Origin of the sequence: Vagococcus bubulae (assembly GCF_003950315.1) — a bacterium.
In the GTDB taxonomy this organism is placed as follows: domain Bacteria; phylum Bacillota; class Bacilli; order Lactobacillales; family Vagococcaceae; genus Vagococcus; species Vagococcus bubulae.
In genome coordinates this window covers 1-18,827 of the sequence record NZ_NGJT01000033.1, presented here as the reverse complement: position 1 = coordinate 18,827, position 18,827 = coordinate 1, and the positions used below count along the sequence as shown (strand labels likewise).

Genomic DNA, 18,827 nt, shown 5'->3' with positions numbered 1-18,827 from the left:
ATCAAGTTTTTCAGGTTAAATAAGAAAAGTGAGAGAATTTCTTCCCTCACTCCAATTAATTCTATTTCATTTTTGAGACTTCTTTTTATCCCTATTATTGTCCATCAACACGATTTGACATAGAGCCCCACTAGAGAAATCTAGTGGCTTTTTATATAGTATGGCCTCTTTACTTTTTCTTAAGTAAAACATCACAAAAAGAATAAAAAAAGACATCGTTTTTTCATAAATAGAGATTATTATATAGTCATACCAACAAAACAACCCTAACAAACTTTTTCATTTTATTTACTCCTCCAAAGTAAATAAACAACTCCTTTTTGCCACTAGTGAAATCTAGTGGCTTTTTTTATTATCATAAATAATCAACTATATTGATGAAATCATCGTATGAGATAGGGATTATTTGTTCTATGGAATATGGAAAAGGTAAGTTAAACGTGTTGCTTAGATGTTCTGTTACATAGTAGATTTGTTTATCTAATGAAACAGCTAGTCCAAGTTCGAAGAAAGAAGTATGGTCCATGTATCCAGTGATAAAAACTAAAGAACTCTTTTTTATGGTATCGATTGTTTGTTCCAATGAGGAACACATACCAGTCATAATGGAAAAATCATTGAGAAAACCAAATGATGTTGTTTCTTCTTTTTCATAAAAAGAGAATAGAGCATTGCTTTCCAAAACAGGATTAGTTGAAATTTGGTAGATATATTTTGATGTGTTAGTAGACATAATATTATCTCCTTTATATTATTTAAATAATCGTACTATCATATACACTAGATATCAAATAAACCTCCAACAAATATTTTTGTTAGAGGTTTAAAGTAACTATTATTGTACAGTTTCCATTCTTTCAACATCAAATTCTTCACCTAAGTCATGAATTCTTTTAATCCATTCTTCTGGTGTCATCTCATTTTCAGTGATGTAACGATTTCTTTCGTGAATACGACAGTCATGAGAACAACCACGTACATATTTTGCTTCATTTTCTTCAGAACATAAGATTTGTCGGTTACATTCAGGATTACCGCAGTTGACATAACGCTCACAAGGCGTGCCATCAAACCAATCTACACCAACAACCACAGGATCAACGTGATTGATAGGAACGCTAATACGTTCATCAAACACATACATTTTTCCATCCCATAGCTCACCTTGAACTTCTGGGTCGCGACCATAAGTTGCGATACCACCATGTAATTGGCCAACATCATTAAAACCTTCACGAACTAACCAACCGGAGAATTTTTCACAACGAATTCCACCAGTACAGTAAGTTACGACACGTTTATCCATGAATTTTTCTTTGTTATCACGAATCCATTGAGGTAGTTCTCTAAATGTGCGAATATCAGGACGAACCGCACCTCTAAAGTGACCTAAATCATACTCGTAATCATTTCTTGCATCGATTACAATTGTATCATCATCTAAGATAGCTTCTTTAAATTCTTGTGGAGATAGGTAATTTCCAGTTAATTCTAACGGGTTAATATCATCTTCTAATTTTAAAGACACTAATTCAGGACGAGGACGGACGAACATTTTTTTGAACGCTTGCTCGTCAGCTGGATCGATTTTAAAGAAAATATCTTTGAATCGTTCGTCAGCATGCATGTAATCCATATAGCGTTGTGTGTCTTCAGTTAGACCTGAAAGAGTTCCATTAATTCCTTCTTTGGCAACTAATACACGCCCTTTTAGATTAAATGATTTACACAATTCTAAATGCTCTTTGGCAAATTCTTCGGGGTTTTCAATAGGGACATATAAATAATATAGTAATACTTGATACTTTGACACTGTAATTCCTCCTAGAGTTTGTATCAGATAATTATAGATAAAAGTGATTAAAATAGCAATATTGAAGTTTTTTTCACAAGTGTATAAAAAGAGAATTAAATAAAAAAGTTGACGATTTTTGATTTTAACGTTATCTTACTAAGAGTAGTGCTTGAAAGGAAATAAAAAGATGAAATTATGGCATGAATTAAAAAAACAATGGCGATATATGGATGGCGTTGTAATCATTTGTTTGATTGTCTTGTCATTTGTTCCATATGTGGTTTTTGGAATGAGTCAAGCAAAAGAAAAAGACGATAGTGGCACAATAGCTATTGTAACTATCAATGGTAAAGAAGTTGATCGGTTTGATTTAAATGAGGACACCAAACATTTTGAAAAAACGTATTATCCAGGTGGAGATAAATATAATATAGTTGAGGTGGATGGGACGCGTATTCGAGTAAAAGAAGACAATAGTCCTGATCAAATAGCAGTAATGACAAGTTGGATTAGTCGTGTGGGTCAAACCAGTATCTGTTTACCACATAAACTAGTGATTGAGATAAAAGCAAAAAATCCAGAAAATGATGAAGATGATATGATTATGACGTACTAAAACTCTTACGAAAAAGTAAGAGTTTTTTGTTATACTTAGTATGAGAGAAGGGGAGGTATCATAATAATGAAAAAAATATATTATTTATATCTAGTGATTGGGATTTATTGTGTTGTATTATTAATATCTGGAAAAATGTGGTTAATGATAGCTTACCTAACCATGTTATCTGTTGCAAAATATTATTCTATTAAACGACAAAAAGAATTAAATTATATGTGGCATTTGGCCGAGAAAAATGGAATGTCATTATCTGAATTGAGTCAGTTATCAAATATAGGCCAATTGGATTTAAAAGCAACACGATATGAGGAATCAGGAAGATATTTACCACCTAGAAAAGTAGTGAAACAGACTATTAATAGGCTTGAAAATTTATAAAGATAAACAGAACATTTTTTCACCAGTTTCAGTGACAGGAATAAGAGAAATCAAAATATCACGTCCTTTACTTTTACTGACATAGCTTCGACTAAGAAGTTAAACAAAAACCCCACTTTAATTAAAGTGGGGTAGACTGATATAAGTACATAAGCAAGCGTAAGTGATATACGGGTTATGTCTCATAATAAAGTCATTTATTATTTTATCATATTCGTTCAAAAAAACAACGATTTTTTCTATAGGTGTTGTCCACTTTTTTGATAGATTTTCAACAACACGCCAGTAATAGCACTTACTACAATACCAGCTACTAATGCTTCTGGGACACCATTAATAAAAATAACACTTAAAACAGCTTTATAAAGACCAGATCCGATGGCTACTCCTTTTAATTGAGAATAGGCATCTTGGAATAATAGATAGATTAAATTCATAACCAGAAGTGTATTAACCATTGAAGCAGCAACACCTGATATAAAGAGTGATAGTCTATCAGGTAGTTTATTGGTTGATTTTAGCCACTTATAAACAAAATAAGGGACAACACCAGTTAAAATTCGTGGGATAAGTGCAATGACAATTGCCCATAAACTTCCATTGTTTGTCCCAATGACTGGTATAAATGGAGAGAAAGCAAAAGATAAAGCAGAAGGTGTCATGGTATTAATCGTCATACTAAGTAATCCAAATGATAACCCTAAAAATGCTCCAATCCTTGGACCTAAGACAATTCCTCCAATAATAACAGGTATATGTACGAGTGTTGCTTTTATAAACCCTAAGTTAATAAATCCTAATGGTGTAAATGAAAATAAAATGATGATTGCTAAAAATATAGCAGTAAGTGTTAAACGTTTTGTTTTCACAATGAAACTCCTTTTTTATTTGTTAAGTAATTGTTGTTTGATGATGTCGACGATGACGGAAACATCTGCAAGAGCACCTTTACCATAATCACCACAAGCTAGTAAACTTTCCTTTGGTTCAATAATCGTGTAACCATCTTCTTCTAGCTGTGCTAAATTTCGTTGCATGGCAGGATTTGTGTACATATAGGTATTCATGGCAGGTGCGATAAACTTAGGAATATCATGAACTGCTAAAGCTGTGGTAGATAGCATATCGTCTGCAATCCCATTAGCCATTTTCCCAATAATATTAGCAGTAGCAGGTGCAACTAAAAATAAATCCGCACGTTTTACCATATCAATATGATTAATATCACTCGGTTTGTGCTCATACATGACATCAGTATGAACCATCTCTTTTGATAGTACTTGAAGGGTTAATGGTGGAATAATTTGCGTGCTGTTTTTTGTCATAATCACTTCAACGTCGATTTGTTGTTTTTTTAATTGACTGATAATGTCAGCTGCTTTATAGGCAGAAATGCTCGCAGAAACACCTAATAATACTTTTGGCATAAGTTTATCCCTCCTGTTTGATGATATTTAACAGACTATTAGCAATGTCTTGTTTTGTTTCACATCGCTCTTTAATTCCTGTTTGATTAATGATGAGAGCTTGATGTTGAGTAGTTGAAATATGTTCTAAATCATTTGCCACAATATAGTCAGCTTTATTTTTTTTAATGCTTTCTTTTGCTGCTGTTACTAAGTCTATTTCTGGGACACCCACTAATAATTTAAATCCAATCAGTTGAGTGGTTGGTTGCCACTTCTTAATAGAATGAATCACTTTAGGAGCTTTTTTTAACGCAATAATCAGTTGTTCAGAGGTTGAACGAATTTTTTTCTCTTTGTTTGTTGCAAATTGATTAGATGTTAGTGTTTCTATAATTAATGTCTCAAGATTTTCTTTTGTTGCAGGTTGTTTAGTTGTAATGACATCGGCTAGTTGTTTGGCAAGATTAACTTCTGATGTCGTGTAATCAAGTTCATAGTCACTAACAGCCATGCTATGAATGACAGTGTGAATGGTATGAGCAGTTAATAAATCATGCATCGTTTTTTCTAAATCTCTGACAGAAGAAATAGGATAGTTATTAATATTCTCTTTATCTGGTAAAACAGCTCTTGGCCCATGAACATAAAAGATAGTATGGACATGTGAACTTAGCGTTTCTGCTATGACTTTTCCTAAAGAACCTGTGGCGTGATTGGTTAGATTTCTAACCGAATCAATGGCTTCAGATGTTCCTCCTGCAGTTATTAAAATATTCACTTCAGACAGCTCCTTTTACTGTGTTAAATCAACATATTTACTTTGTTTATCCGGTGTACTAATAATGTTCAAAATAGTTTTTGAAAGTTTGTCTACATCAATAGGATAGACTTGCCTACACCAGTATGATAAAAGAGGTAAGCTAGAACCTAATTTTAAAGCTATTGCTTGCATTTGTTTAAGCCGTTTCTTTTTTTGTGTGACTAGACCAGAGTAGACAATCGTGTTGACATTTGTTTGAGCTGTTAAATAGCTTTCAGCTTCTTTTTTAGCTTTGATATAGCCAAATGGTCCTAATTTAGCTGATAAAAATAAATAAGGAACACAATGAGATGATGCCCATTGGCTGATAATTTTATTTGGTTCAATGATACTACTTTGATAGGTTTGCTTGTTTGATGGGAGTAATATTCCAATTAAATTAATACAATAGTAGATATTTTGTGGAAGCTGTTTTTGCCAAGTGTCATGGTCTACTACGTCGCTTGCAATCCAAGTCATGTTCGCATGGTTGACCCACTCTTCATTTAAACTAGGTTTTCCATGCGTTGAAATACTATAGACGTGATATCCTTGAATTAAAGCCTTTTGGCAAATGTTTCTTCCAATAAAACCGCTTCCTCCAAAGATAAGTAGTGTGTTTGGCATGTTAACGACATCCTTTCAATAAACACTATTTTTATCATTTTAACATAAAAAGAATAGAATGAAAGACAGAAAAAACTTCGATTTCTTTTATTTAGGTTTGAAACTTGTTAAAATATATAGGTAGCTAATTAGAAAAGAGGAAAATAAATGCGTTTATTATTTGTTGGAGATGTTGTTGGGTCATTAGGGAGAGAAACCTTAGGCACTTATCTTCCAAAATTAAAGAAAAAATATCGTCCCCAGGTGACCATTGTCAATGGTGAGAATGCCGCAGCAGGACGTGGGATTACAGAAAAAATATACAAGGAAATCTTACAAGATGGGGCAGACGTGGTAACGTTAGGTAATCATGCGTGGGATAACCGCGATATCTTTGAGTTTATACAGGACGCAAAAAAAATGGTTCGACCAGTTAATTTTCCAAAAGACACCACACCTGGACAAGGAATTGTCTATGTTAAAGTGAATACGATTGAGTTAGCCGTTATTAATTTACAAGCGAGAACATTTATGACACCAATAGATGATCCATTTGATGTTATTGATAAATTAGTCGAAGAAGCATCACAAAGAACGTCTCATATTTTTATTGATTTTCATGGAGAGGTAACGAGTGAAAAACAAGCAATGGGTTGGTTTTTAGATGGGCGTATTTCAGCGATTGTTGGGACACATACACATGTTCAAACAAATGATGCTCGTATTTTGCCACAAGGAACAGCTTATTTATCAGATGTTGGGATGACAGGTCCATATGACGGTATTTTAGGTATGGAAAGAACAGCTGTTATTGAAAAATTTCGAACAGCGTTACCACATCGTTTTGAGGTAGTCACAAGTGGGCGCTCAATCTTATCTTATTGTGTGATAGACATTGATGATAAGACAGGAAAAGCGAAAAAAATAGAAGCAAGTACCATTAGTGCAGACTGTCCGTTTAGAGAATAATTTGACAAGAAAGGAGCTTTTATGATGGAGAAAAGAGAAGTCTATGACACAAAAATAAATGAGTCTTTATCTATCTTGTTAAAGAGTTTAGAAAATCACGACACCATAAAAGCTTATAAAAAAATAGAGAAAAAAATAGATGAGCATGATGGGTTAAAAGAAATGGTTGAAGAAATTAAGCAACTACAAAAAGAAGCGGTAAAGTTTGCTCACTATGATAAACCAAATGCTGAAAAAGAAGTATTAAGACAAGCTGATGAACTGCAAGAAACGTTTGATAAACATCCTCTAGTACTTGAATATAGAGAGTGTTTAGTTGAAGCCAATGATTTGTTACATCACTTAACGTCTTTATTGCAATCGCAAGTGAACGAGTCATTAGAAAAGTTATTAAATGAAAAAGAGTAGGGAAGTGATTGTATGCCACAAAAAACAAAACATACGCCAATGATGGAGCAGTATTTTGAAATCAAAGCGCAATATCCAGACGCTTTTTTATTTTATCGTTTGGGTGATTTTTATGAAATGTTTTATGAGGATGCAGAAAAGGTATCTCAATTATTAGAATTAACGCTAACTAGTCGAAATAAAAATGCAGAAAATCCGATACCAATGTGTGGGGTGCCACATCATTCTGCTGCTAATTATATTGATATTTTAGTTGAAAAAGGGTATAAAGTGGCAATCTGTGAGCAAGTTGAAGATCCTAAAACCACAAAAGGCATGGTGAAACGTGAAGTCGTTCAGTTAGTCACACCAGGAACAGCGCTAGGAAAGCAAGAAACCGATGCAAAGCAAAATAATTTTTTAACAGCGATTGTCTACGATGAGGTTAGTGGTCACTATGGCTTTTCTTATACGGATTTAAGTACAGGAGAAATGAATGTTGCCACATTGCTAGATGAAGAAACGGTTCAAAATGAGTGTAGTGGGTTAAGAACGAAAGAAATCGTAATAGGAAGTGAATTGCCACATTCATTATTAGAATGGTTTGAGTCTCAATCGATTGTTCAGTCACCTCAAACAATAGGCGAAATAGAATCTGAATTTAGTTATTTGATGGAAAAAGTAGAGGATAAGTTAGCCAAACTATCAACACAGATATTACTAACGTATCTTTCCAACACACAAAAAAGACAATTGAGTCATTTGCAGCAAGCTCAAGTCTATGAGCCAAGTCACTTTTTAAAAATGGATTATTACTCTAAATATAATTTAGAGTTAACGCAATCCATTCGCTCAAAAGATAAAAAAGGCACATTGCTCTGGCTACTTGATGAAACCCAAACAGCGATGGGTGGACGTTTATTAAAACAATGGATTGATCGTCCTTTATTAAAGTTATCAGCTATTAAAGAGAGGCAAGAAATGGTTGAAAGTTTGACTCAAGCTTATTTTGAGCGAATGGATTTAAAAGAATATTTACGGCATGTCTATGATTTAGAGCGATTAGCCGGACGCGTGGCTTTTGGGACAGTTAATGGGCGTGATTTGCTTCAATTAAAACAATCACTTGAGCAAATTCCGATGATTCAAAATATCATTCAAGGATTAGATAATGGTCAGTTTGGCACATTGTTAGAACAAATTACCCCAATGGATGATTTAGTTGAGATTATTAGTGAGTCGATTAATGAAGAAGCTCCGTTATCGATTACTGAGGGGAATGTTATTAAAGATGGATTTAATGATGAGCTAGATAAGTACCGTGATGCCATGAAAAATGGCAAACAATGGTTAGCTGAAATGGAAGCCAAAGAACGCCAAGCAACAGGCATAAAAACATTAAAAATTAAATTTAACCGAGTATTTGGCTATTTTATTGAAGTGACAAAAAGTAATATTCAAGATGTACCAGTTGATCGGTATGAAAGAAAGCAAACACTAGCCAACGCAGAAAGATACATTACACCTGAGTTGAAAGAGATGGAAACACTAATTTTAGAGTCACAAGAAAAATCACAAGAATTAGAATATCGTTTGTTCTTAGAAGTAAGAGAAACGGTCAAAGAGTCAATTGAACGGTTGCAGTCACTCGCAAAAGCTGTGGCAACACTTGATATTTTGCAAGGATTTGCTGAGATTAGTGAAACGTATCAATATGTTCGACCAGAGATGACAACGAATCAATCGATTATTCAAGTAGATAATGGGCGACATCCAGTTGTCGAAAAAGTATTAGGCAGTCAAGAATATGTGCCAAATAGTATTGAGATGGACAAGGACACGATGATTTTATTGATTACTGGACCAAATATGTCAGGAAAAAGTACCTATATGAGACAATTGGCTTTAACGGTTATTATGGCTCAAATTGGGTGTTTTGTCCCAGCTGAAAAAGCAGTCTTACCAATTTTTGATCAGATTTTTACCCGAATTGGAGCATCAGATGATTTGATATCAGGTCAAAGTACGTTTATGGTTGAGATGATGGAAGCAAACCAAGCGTTGCGATATGCCACTCCAAATAGTTTGATTTTATTTGATGAATTGGGTCGTGGAACAGCCACGTATGATGGGATGGCATTAGCTCAAGCGATTATCGAATATATTCATGAATATGTGGGAGCTAAAACGCTTTTTTCTACACATTATCATGAAATTACAACACTTGAAGATGAGTTGCAAGGTGTTAGCAATCGTCATGTTGGAGCGGTGGAAGAAAATGGTGAAGTCGTTTTTTTACATAAAATGATGGAAGGTCCAGCCGATAAAAGTTACGGGATTCATGTGGCAAAATTAGCCGGATTACCAACTAATTTATTGCACCGAGCATCTGATTTATTAGAAAATTTTGAGTCACAAGCAGTTCATACAACAGAAGTTAGTGATGCACATCTAGTTTTTGAAAAAGAAATAACATCAACAGAAGATGTGGTACAACTATCATTGTTTTCAGAAGAAACACCTGAATCAGTTGAAGTGGTGAATGATATTAAAAATTTAAATCTATTAAGCGTGACACCACTTGAAGCATTAAATATTTTATCTGAATTACAAAAAAAAGTGCAGTAAAAGGAGGCTAGAAGCATGGCGAAAATTGAAGAGTTATCACAGATTTTAGCCAACCAAATTGCTGCTGGTGAAGTAGTGGAACGTCCTGCTTCAGTCGTTAAAGAGTTACTTGAAAACTCAATTGACGCTGGTAGCACGAAAATTGATATTATTATTGAAGAATCAGGATTGAAAAAAATACAAGTGATTGATAATGGTGAAGGGATTGCATCAGATGATGTGTTAAATGCCTTTAAGCGACATGCCACCAGTAAAATTCATAACCGTGAAGATTTGTTTCGTATTCGTTCACTAGGGTTTCGTGGCGAGGCGTTACCAAGTATTGCCTCAGTATCTGAGGTGACACTTGAAACATCCACTGGTGAAGAGGGGAGTTATCTTTTTTTATCAGGAGGTGTGGTGAAAGAACACAAAGCTCATTCATTGCGTAAAGGGACAAGTATTACTGTTGAAAATATCTTTTTTAATACACCTGCTAGGTTAAAGTATGTGAAGACGTTACAAACAGAGTTAGCTAATATCGGTGATGTGGTCAATCGTTTGGCTATGAGCCATCCAGATATTTCTTTTTCATTAACTAATGATGGACATAGAATGTTGCGAACACTAGGAAGTGGTGATTTAAAACAAGCCATTGCTGGTGTTTACGGGGTTAACACAGCTAAAAAAATGATTGAAGTATCAGGGGATGATTTAGATTTTAAATTAACAGGTTACGTGTCTTTACCAGAAGTCACACGAGCTAGCCGTAATTATATCTCACTTATCATCAATGGGCGCTACATCAAAAATTTTATTTTAAATAAAGCAATCGTGTCTGGTTATGGATCAAAACTCATGGTGGGGCGGTTTCCAATCGCTGTTTTATCCATTCAGATGGATCCGTTACTTGTTGATGTGAATGTCCATCCAACCAAACAAGAAGTTCGATTAAGTAAAGAAAAAGAACTCATTACATTAATCGAAACCAGTATCGCTAAAGCGCTAGGTGAAGAAATTTTGATACCACGCGTGAATGATACAAAGCCATTCATGAAACAAGTTGAAACGGTTAAAGTAGAGCAACAACAGTTACCTTTTGAGCATTCAGCTAAACCAATCGAGCGTAAGCAACAAATTCAAGATACGAATTTAGCATATGATTCATTGACAGGCGAGTTTTATTTAAAAAATAATGAGGAAAAAGAGTTATTTAAAGAGGCAAAAGATTACACAAATGGTGTATCGGAAAAATTAGATGATGCGGATTATACGCAAGAGGGAGACATAGAATCAAACACTGTTTCTCATGAAGTGATTGAAGAAGTGGTTGATCTACCGGAAACTGATACAAAAGAAATGCCAACACATGCCTTTCCACATTTAGAGTATTTCGGTCAAATGCATGGGACGTATTTATTTGCTCAAAGTGAGGAAGGTCTTTATATCGTTGATCAACATGCCGCGCAAGAGCGTATAAAGTACGAGTATTTTAGAGAAAAAATAGGTGATGTGGGAGAAGATAAACAACAACTCCTTGTGCCGATTATTTTAGAATATTCTGTAGATGATTACATAAAAATTAAAGAAAATCTATCGGTGTTTGAAGAAGTTGGAATTGAGCTAGAAGATTTTGGGCAACAAAGTTTTATCATTCGTTCACATCCGACTTGGTATCCAGTTGGAAAAGAAGAGGCGACGATTCGTGAGATGATTGATATTTTTCTTGACGAAGGAAAAATTGATGTGAAATTTTTTCGTGAGGCTACAGCAATTATGATGAGTTGTAAGCAATCAATTAAAGCCAACCATCATTTGGATGAACGTCAAGCACGAGCCTTATTAGACGAGTTAAAAACATGTGAAAATCCGTTTAATTGCCCACATGGTCGTCCAGTGTTAATTCATTTTACCAATCAAGACATGGAAAAATTATTTAAACGAATTCAAGAGCCACATTAGAAAGGAAGACGTATATGATATTAGCATCAGCATCCCCTAGAAGAAAAGAATTATTGTCATTTGTGACGAGTCATTTTACGATAAGTCCAGCCGATATTGATGAAACAGTCAATGTAGATGAAGCGCCAAAAGAATATGTCAGTCGCATGGCTAGGGAAAAAGCTAAAGAAATAGTTAAACTTTATCCCAATGAAACAGTGATTGGGTGTGATACAACCGTTGTGTTAGATAATGAGATTATGGGAAAACCAATGGATGAAAAAGATGCTTACAATATGCTAGAAAAACTAAGTGGCACAACGCATAAAGTGATGACAGCCGTTTGTGTGATAACGCCTGAAGAAACTTACGAACATGTCGAAGTTGTGGATGTGTTGTTTTATGATTTGGATGAAGAAGACATCACTGGTTACATTAAAACTGGTGAACCAATGGATAAAGCAGGGGCTTATGGTATCCAAGGAAAAGCAAGTGTGTTTGTCAAAGAGATAAAAGGGGATTATTTTTCCATTGTTGGATTGCCAGTCGGTTATTTAAATCAGTTATTTAAACAATTAGGAAGGTGAAGAAAGTTGGCAAATAAAGAAGAGTTAAAACAAACATTAACCCCTTTGCAGTATCAAGTCACTCAAGAAAATGGCACAGAACGTCCTTTTTCAAGTGAGTACGACCAGTTTGATAGAGAAGGAATTTATGTCGATATCGTGAGTGGTGAGCCGTTATTTTCTTCAACAGATAAATATGATGCAGGATGTGGTTGGCCATCATTTACCAAACCTATTGCAACATTAAAAGAACTTGAAGATACAACACTTGCAAGAGTACGAACTGAAGTCAGAAGTTCACAAGCTGATTCTCACTTAGGTCATGTGTTTCCTGATGGACCACAAGACAAAGGTGGATTAAGATACTGTATTAACGGCGCAGCGCTACGTTTTATTCCAGTTGAAGACTTAGAAAAAGAAGGCTATAAAGAATATTTAGCACTGTTTAATTAATTAAAGCTTCCCATGTTTATGGGGGCTTTTTTTAGTCATTAAAGCATAGGATAATTGTCTGGGATATGGTACAATTTTAGGGAACATGCGTACGTGAAAGGAAGAAAATAAGTGTATGAATACATTAAAGGGACAGTAACCTTTACTAGTCCTTATTATATAGTGGTTGAAACAAACGGATTAGGTTATCAAATTGCGGTGGCGAATCCATTTCGCTATTCAGCCTATTTAAATCAAGACGTGACCGTTTATTTGCATCAAGTCATTCGTGATGACGCGCATTTACTTTATGGATTTGCAACGCTTGAAGAAAAGCAACTATTTTTAAAATTAATTAGTGTCTCAGGAATTGGCCCAAAAAGTGGTTTAGCCATTATGGCATTAGATGATCATGCAGGACTAGTTCAAGCAATCGAAGCACAAGATGCGACGTATTTAACGAAGTTCCCAGGTGTTGGAAAGAAAACCGCACAACAAATGATTTTAGATTTACAAGGTAAATTAGATGATGTCGAAATAGAAGCATCTGACACAATCGCTATTTCGACACAGGAAGATTTATTTACAGTTGAGCCAACTCAACAATTAGATGAAGCAGTCGAAGCACTTAAAGCTCTTGGCTATTCTGAAAGAGAAATCAAAAAAATCAAAAAAGAGCTTGAAAGCTATCAAGATAAAACTACGGATGAGTATTTACGTATTGGATTGAAATTATTAATGAAAAAGTAAGGAATGATAAAGAAGATGTCAGAACAAGAAGAAAGACTTGTCTCTTCTGAAACATTACATGCAGAAGAAGTGGTGGAAAAGTCACTTAGGCCAACACGCTTATCGCAATACATTGGCCAACAAAAAGTGAAAGAAGAGTTGACAATTTATATTAAAGCAGCAAGGCAACGAAAAGAAGCTTTAGACCATGTCTTACTTTATGGGCCACCTGGATTAGGTAAAACAACCATGGCGATGGTTATCGCAAATGAAATGGAAGTCGGTATTAAAACAACCAGTGGTCCTGCAATTGAAAAACCAGGTGATTTAGTTGCGATACTAAATGAGTTAGAACCAGGTGATGTCCTATTTATTGATGAAATTCATCGCTTACCAAGAGTAGCAGAGGAATTATTGTATTCGGCGATGGAAGATTTTTATGTGGATATTATGATTGGACAAGGCCCTACGTCTCATCCTGTTCATTTTGAGTTACCTCCATTTACATTAGTTGGTGCAACAACACGAGCAGGAATGTTATCCGCGCCTTTAAGAGACCGTTTTGGAATTATTAGTCATATGGAATATTATGAAGAAGAAGATTTAAAAGAAATCGTCATTCGTTCAGCAGATATTTTTGATGTGGTGATAGAAGAAAGTGGTGCTTATGAAATTGCAAGACGTTCGCGCGGCACGCCACGTATTGCCAATCGTTTATTAAAACGTGTGAGAGATTTTGCACAAGTTACAGGTGAAGGTGTTGTGACAACTCTTATTGCCGATGAAGCACTGAAGATGTTGCAAGTCGATGATAAAGGACTTGATCATGTCGATCAAAAATTACTTCGTGCGATGATTGAGTTATATAACGGTGGACCTGTTGGACTAACTACCATTGCTGTTAATATTAGTGAGGAAAGAGAAACTGTTGAGGACATGTATGAGCCTTACCTCATCCAAAAAGGGTTCATCAAACGCACACAAAGAGGACGAGTTGTGACTGAATACGCCTATCATCACCTAGGCTATCCTTACAATCAAGAGAGTTAAGCTATCAGACTGTTTTTATTTATGAGTAAAAGTGTTAAAATACAACAGGAGATAGAACAGAAAGGAAACAGGTGAGGATATGACATTAAAAACCTCTGACTTTGATTTTGATTTACCAGAAGAATTAATCGCACAAACACCACTAGAAAACCGTGCGGCATCAAAGTTATTAATATTAGATTCAAAAACAGGAGCAATTGAGGACACACAATTTCCTGCAATTATAGATGAATTAAATGAAGGAGATGCTCTTGTTATGAATGATACAAGAGTCCTTCCTGCAAGACTTCATGGAGAAAAACCTGATACAGGTGGTCATTTAGAAGTTTTATTGTTAACGAATACAACAGGTGATACTTGGGAAACGCTAATTAAACCAGCTAAACGTGCTAAAAAAGGAACAGTGATTTCGTTTGGTAATGGTGCGCTAAAAGCAGTGGTTGATGAGGAATTAGAACATGGTGGTCGAATGATTACCTTTTCTTATGATGGTGTCTTTTTAGAAATTTTAGAATCTCTTGGAGAAATGCCATTACCACCATATATCAAAGAAAGATTAAGTGATAATGACCGTTATCAAACTGTTTATGCAAAAGAAAATGGTTCGGCAGCAGCACCTACTGCGGGACTACACTTCACACCAGATGTCTTGAAAAAAATTGAAGACAAAGGGGTTAAATTAGTGTATTTAACGCTTCATGTTGGATTGGGAACATTTAGACCAGTCAGTGTGGATGATGTGGAAAATCACAAAATGCATAGTGAATTTTATTGTTTAACCAAAGAAGCAGCAGATACTTTGAATGAGGTCAAAGAACAAGGTGGAAAAGTTGTCGCAGTAGGAACAACATCTATTAGAACGCTTGAAACCATCGGAACAAAATTTAATGGAGCATTACAAGAAGATAATGGATGGACAGATATATTTATTAAACCAGGTTATGAGTTTAAAGTGGTAGATGCTTTTTTAACTAATTTCCACTTACCAATGTCAACATTGATTATGTTAGTTAGTGCGTTTGCCGGAAAAGAAAACGTGCTTCATGCGTATGAACATGCCGTAAAAGAAAGATATCGCTTCTTTAGTTTTGGGGATGCGATGTTTGTCAAATAAAGAAAGAGAGAAAAGACATGACAGAACCAGCAATTAAATACCGATTGATAAAAAAAGAAAAACATACTGGTGCTAGATTAGGTGAAATTATTACGCCTCATGGAACATTTCCAACACCAATGTTTATGCCTGTTGGAACACTTGCAACTGTAAAAACAATGGCGCCAGAAGAATTAAAAGAGATGGGTGCAGGAATTATTTTAAGTAATACCTATCATCTATGGTTACGTCCTGGTGAGGACATTGTAGAAGGAGCAGGTGGACTGCATAAATTTATGAACTGGGATCAAGGGATTTTAACTGACTCTGGCGGATTCCAAGTATGGTCATTATCAGACATGCGACAAATTGAAGAATCAGGTGTTCATTTTAGAAATCACTTAAATGGCTCTAAAATGTTTTTATCACCTGAGAAGGCGATTCAAATTCAAAATAAATTAGGACCAGACATCATGATGAGTTTTGACGAGTGTCCACCATTCCAAGAGAGCCATGATTACGTGAAAAAATCGATTGAGAGAACATCACGTTGGGCTGAACGTGGATTAAAAGCTCATCAAAATCCTGATAGACAAGGACTATTTGGTATTATTCAAGGGGCTGGATACAAAGATTTGCGTGAACAAAGTGCGCGTGAATTAGTTGGGTTAGATTTTCCAGGTTATTCTATCGGAGGGTTATCAGTAGGAGAACCTAAAGAAGAGATGAATAGAGTACTTGAATACACAACACCACTTATTCCAGAAAATAAACCACGTTACTTAATGGGTGTTGGAACACCTGACTCATTAATTGATGGCGTAATTCGTGGTGTGGATATGTTTGACTGTGTGTTACCAACACGTATTGCACGAAATGGAACATGTATGACAAGTCAAGGTCGATTAGTTGTAAAAAATGCGAAATATGCTGAAGACTATCGTCCGATTGATGAGAAATGTGACTGTTATACTTGCCGAAATTACACAAGAGCGTATATTCGTCATCTTATTAAATGTGATGAAACATTTGGTATTCGATTAACTTCTTATCATAATTTGTATTTCTTATTAAATACAATGAAACAAGTCAGACAAGCGATTATGGATGATAATTTATTAGAATTTAGACAAGCATTTTTTGAAGAGTATGGTTTTAATAAAGAAAATGCCAAGAATTTCTAAAATTTATAGAATTTTTGTAGTTAAACAATTAAAAATTTGTTACAGTTATAGTTGAGTGAATTAAGAAAGAGGTGAACTAAGTTATGCAAACATTGATACCATTGATATTGGTGATGGGTGGGATGATGTTTTTTATGAGTCGTTCTCAAAAGAAACAACAAGCACAACGTCAACAATTATTAGATAGTATGCAACCAGGTAGTGAAGTTGTGACTATTGGTGGATTATACGGAATCGTTCATGAAGTAGATAAAGAAAAAGGCACAGTGACTCTTGACTGTGAAGGAATTTATTTAGAATTTGAACGAGGAGCAATTAAAACAGTTAAAGCTCCTACAGCACCTACATCTAATGAACCAACAGAGGATACTAAGTCAGAAGTTGAAGTAACTGAAGTTGAAGTGGTTGAAGAACCAGTAACTGAAGAAGAAAAAAAAGATAACGAATAAGAATGAGGAAATAACACTTTTTTAAGTGTTATTTTTTTTATAAGAGGAGTGAAGCTAATATGACCAAACAATTAGTATCTGTTGTCGTGTTAAAAGAAAGGCTAATTAATCAAAAAGCGTTGGACGATTCACCGTTATTTGAAGAATCTATTTGTTTAATGGAATTAGATAATCAACAAACAAAAGAAAAAATGATTGAATGCATTCAAAAGACACTAAATTCTGTTGAAACGAGTTGTTTTAATCAATTCAATGAAGAAATTAGTTCGAAAATAGTCAAGGTAATTGATGTTTTTGAGTCGGTATATGGGATTGAATAGGCAGATTTACCAAATGAAGTTTATCATCGGTATCTTATGTGTCCACCAAAAACAAAAATTAAGGATATTTTGTCAATGTATTATTCTGATTATGTTTGGGAAGATGAAATGTAAAAAATTACTGTGTTAGTGATATAATGACTATCCAAATATAAAAAAATAGCGTAAAATTGACCTTAATCATTTATTCATAAAAGGTAATTTAAATAGTAGGAGGGTTATTATGTTAACAGACTTGACCGTTAAACCGGGTCCACAATTTTATCGTTATCATATAGGAGCGATAGACTATGTACCAGATGTGTTGGAAGATTTTAAAGCGAAAAATATTTTAGTCGTTCATGGGGATGTGTCCTTTAAAAAGGCTAAGCCGAAATTATCATTTTTGGAAAATAATCAGTTCAATTTTTTCTTTCATCAATATACAGGTGAGTGTAGTTACTATGGTATGGAGCAAGTAATAAAAGTCATTGAAACAAATCAGATAGATTTTATTATCGGTGTTGGTGGGGGAAAATTGGTCGATTTAGTTGGGTTATCAGCCTATAAAGCAAATGTTAATTTTGGGGTGATTCCAACTTTGGCTAGTAATTGTGCCCCGTGGACTGCTTTGTCAGTTATGTATAAAGAAAGTGGAGAATCAGAAAGTGTATTGGAATATTATTACCGACAAGCTAGTTTCTTTATTACTGATCCAGAATTAATCATTGATGCTCCTGTCGATTATTTTATTGCTGGGTTAGCCGATACGATTGCTAAATGGTATGAAACGATTACGATTTTAGAACAAGATGAGTATAAAAAAGAGCCATTTTTAGATATTGCCAAACATGTGTCAACGTTATGCAAAGATGACATTATGGCATATAGCAGTCAAGCTATACAAGACATGAAAGAACAACATCTATCAGATGAGTTTGTTCGCTTGTCAGAAATAGTTTTTGCTATTGCAGGAATGGTAGGAGGCTTTGGTGACAGGTACGCACGATCCGCTGCTGCACATGCTATTCATGATGCCATTGCTCAGTGTATTCCAGAAAGTCATCGCTTTTTACATGGTGAGAAAGTAGCTTATGGTATTTTATATCAACTCGCTTTGGAAAAAAATTGGGAAGAAATAGATTATTTATTACCTTTCTATTCGGAAATGAATTTACCATTATCTCTGACAACAATGGAGTTACTTCCAACAGATACTAAAGTCGTTGATGAAATAGTGGATATTATCTACTCTATGGATGAGGTTCATTTATTGCCTATTGAAATAACAAAGGCTAACTTAAAAGAAGCCATTTATGAGCTTGAAGATTATATTAACTAACCAAAAACTCGTTTAGTCGATTAATTTAGACTAAACGAGTTTTTTATTATAGTACTTTTTCTAAAAAGTCTTGTGTTCTGTCATTTTTTGGATGTAAAAAGATGTCTTCAGGTGTGCCTTCTTCTTGAATCACACCTTTATCCATAAAAATGACACGGTCGGCTACTTCTCGG

The 18,827-nt window shown here is 34.7% G+C and carries 21 protein-coding genes and 1 pseudogene; 15 read left to right on the top strand and 7 right to left on the bottom strand.

Annotation, left to right across the window (positions count from 1 at the left end; genetic code table 11):
* Positions 1–355 precede the first annotated feature (355 nt).
* Complete coding sequence (locus tag CBF36_RS11365; RefSeq protein WP_125958504.1) at positions 356–733, bottom strand: hypothetical protein; 378 nt, start codon at positions 731–733, stop codon at positions 356–358.
* Between the two features lie 102 nt (positions 734–835).
* Complete coding sequence (gene trhO, locus CBF36_RS11360; protein WP_125958503.1) at positions 836–1,813, bottom strand: oxygen-dependent tRNA uridine(34) hydroxylase TrhO; 978 nt, start codon at positions 1,811–1,813, stop codon at positions 836–838.
* A gap of 169 nt (positions 1,814–1,982) precedes the next feature.
* Between trhO and CBF36_RS11355 the strand changes: the two genes are divergently transcribed.
* Entirely contained in the window at positions 1,983–2,411 is a 429-nt protein-coding gene (locus tag CBF36_RS11355) for a NusG domain II-containing protein (protein ID WP_125958502.1), read from the top strand.
* A 66-nt stretch (positions 2,412–2,477) separates the two neighbouring features.
* A complete protein-coding gene (locus CBF36_RS11350; protein ID WP_125958501.1) occupies positions 2,478–2,792 on the top strand; it encodes a hypothetical protein in 315 nt (104 codons plus the stop codon).
* Positions 2,793–3,031: 239 nt separating this feature from the next.
* On the opposite strand, the gene CBF36_RS11345 is transcribed toward CBF36_RS11350, so the two are convergent.
* Genes CBF36_RS11345 through CBF36_RS11330 form a run of 4 tightly spaced genes read right to left on the bottom strand, consistent with a single transcriptional unit; the run spans position 3,032 to position 5,627 of the window.
* A complete protein-coding gene (locus CBF36_RS11345; protein ID WP_125958500.1) occupies positions 3,032–3,664 on the bottom strand; it encodes an ECF transporter S component in 633 nt (210 codons plus the stop codon).
* 12 nt (positions 3,665–3,676) lie between these two features.
* Complete coding sequence (gene coaC, locus CBF36_RS11340; RefSeq protein WP_125958499.1) at positions 3,677–4,219, bottom strand: phosphopantothenoylcysteine decarboxylase; 543 nt, start codon at positions 4,217–4,219, stop codon at positions 3,677–3,679.
* A gap of 4 nt (positions 4,220–4,223) precedes the next feature.
* Positions 4,224–4,979 carry a phosphopantothenate--cysteine ligase gene (gene coaB, locus CBF36_RS11335; protein ID WP_125958498.1) on the bottom strand — a complete coding sequence of 252 codons (756 nt, stop codon included), beginning with the start codon at positions 4,977–4,979 and terminating at the stop codon, positions 4,224–4,226.
* A gap of 15 nt (positions 4,980–4,994) precedes the next feature.
* The gene (locus CBF36_RS11330) at positions 4,995–5,627 is read right to left on the bottom strand and encodes an NAD-dependent epimerase/dehydratase family protein (protein ID WP_125958497.1); all 633 of its coding nucleotides are present in this window, start codon (positions 5,625–5,627) and stop codon (positions 4,995–4,997) included.
* 147 nt (positions 5,628–5,774) lie between these two features.
* Between CBF36_RS11330 and CBF36_RS11325 the strand changes: the two genes are divergently transcribed.
* The 13 genes from CBF36_RS11325 (at position 5,775) to CBF36_RS11265 (ending at position 18,654) form a co-directional block, all read left to right on the top strand.
* On the top strand, positions 5,775–6,575 hold the full coding sequence (locus CBF36_RS11325; RefSeq protein WP_125958496.1) for a TIGR00282 family metallophosphoesterase: 801 nt from the start codon (positions 5,775–5,777) through the stop codon (positions 6,573–6,575).
* A 24-nt stretch (positions 6,576–6,599) separates the two neighbouring features.
* Complete coding sequence (locus CBF36_RS11320; RefSeq protein WP_125958495.1) at positions 6,600–6,983, top strand: YlbF family regulator; 384 nt, start codon at positions 6,600–6,602, stop codon at positions 6,981–6,983.
* Between the two features lie 12 nt (positions 6,984–6,995).
* Positions 6,996–9,590 carry a DNA mismatch repair protein MutS gene (gene mutS, locus CBF36_RS11315; protein WP_125958494.1) on the top strand — a complete coding sequence of 865 codons (2,595 nt, stop codon included), beginning with the start codon at positions 6,996–6,998 and terminating at the stop codon, positions 9,588–9,590.
* Positions 9,591–9,605: 15 nt separating this feature from the next.
* On the top strand, positions 9,606–11,531 hold the full coding sequence (mutL, locus tag CBF36_RS11310) for a DNA mismatch repair endonuclease MutL (protein WP_125958493.1): 1,926 nt from the start codon (positions 9,606–9,608) through the stop codon (positions 11,529–11,531).
* A gap of 14 nt (positions 11,532–11,545) precedes the next feature.
* A complete protein-coding gene (locus CBF36_RS11305; protein ID WP_125958492.1) occupies positions 11,546–12,097 on the top strand; it encodes a Maf family protein in 552 nt (183 codons plus the stop codon).
* Positions 12,098–12,103: 6 nt separating this feature from the next.
* The gene (msrB, locus tag CBF36_RS11300) at positions 12,104–12,529 is read left to right on the top strand and encodes a peptide-methionine (R)-S-oxide reductase MsrB (protein ID WP_125958491.1); all 426 of its coding nucleotides are present in this window, start codon (positions 12,104–12,106) and stop codon (positions 12,527–12,529) included.
* A gap of 111 nt (positions 12,530–12,640) precedes the next feature.
* Positions 12,641–13,258, top strand: coding sequence for a Holliday junction branch migration protein RuvA (ruvA, locus tag CBF36_RS11295; RefSeq protein WP_125958490.1), 618 nt, complete (start codon positions 12,641–12,643; stop codon positions 13,256–13,258).
* Positions 13,259–13,273: 15 nt separating this feature from the next.
* Positions 13,274–14,287: a Holliday junction branch migration DNA helicase RuvB gene (ruvB, locus tag CBF36_RS11290; RefSeq protein WP_125958489.1), complete on the top strand. Its 1,014-nt coding sequence runs from the start codon at positions 13,274–13,276 to the stop codon at positions 14,285–14,287.
* Between the two features lie 79 nt (positions 14,288–14,366).
* Entirely contained in the window at positions 14,367–15,401 is a 1,035-nt protein-coding gene (queA, locus tag CBF36_RS11285; RefSeq protein WP_125958488.1) for a tRNA preQ1(34) S-adenosylmethionine ribosyltransferase-isomerase QueA, read from the top strand.
* A 17-nt stretch (positions 15,402–15,418) separates the two neighbouring features.
* Positions 15,419–16,564 carry a tRNA guanosine(34) transglycosylase Tgt gene (tgt, locus tag CBF36_RS11280; RefSeq protein WP_125958487.1) on the top strand — a complete coding sequence of 382 codons (1,146 nt, stop codon included), beginning with the start codon at positions 15,419–15,421 and terminating at the stop codon, positions 16,562–16,564.
* Positions 16,565–16,647: 83 nt separating this feature from the next.
* Positions 16,648–17,013, top strand: coding sequence for a preprotein translocase subunit YajC (gene yajC / locus CBF36_RS11275; RefSeq protein WP_125958486.1), 366 nt, complete (start codon positions 16,648–16,650; stop codon positions 17,011–17,013).
* 59 nt (positions 17,014–17,072) lie between these two features.
* Positions 17,073–17,333 carry a hypothetical protein gene (locus CBF36_RS11270; protein WP_125958485.1) on the top strand — a complete coding sequence of 87 codons (261 nt, stop codon included), beginning with the start codon at positions 17,073–17,075 and terminating at the stop codon, positions 17,331–17,333.
* Positions 17,334–17,556: 223 nt separating this feature from the next.
* Entirely contained in the window at positions 17,557–18,654 is a 1,098-nt protein-coding gene (locus CBF36_RS11265) for an iron-containing alcohol dehydrogenase family protein (RefSeq protein WP_125958484.1), read from the top strand.
* A 46-nt stretch (positions 18,655–18,700) separates the two neighbouring features.
* On the opposite strand, the pseudogene glnQ reads toward CBF36_RS11265, so the two are convergent.
* Positions 18,701–18,827 (bottom strand): annotated as a pseudogene (gene glnQ, locus CBF36_RS11260) (glutamine ABC transporter ATP-binding protein GlnQ); the annotation flags it as partial.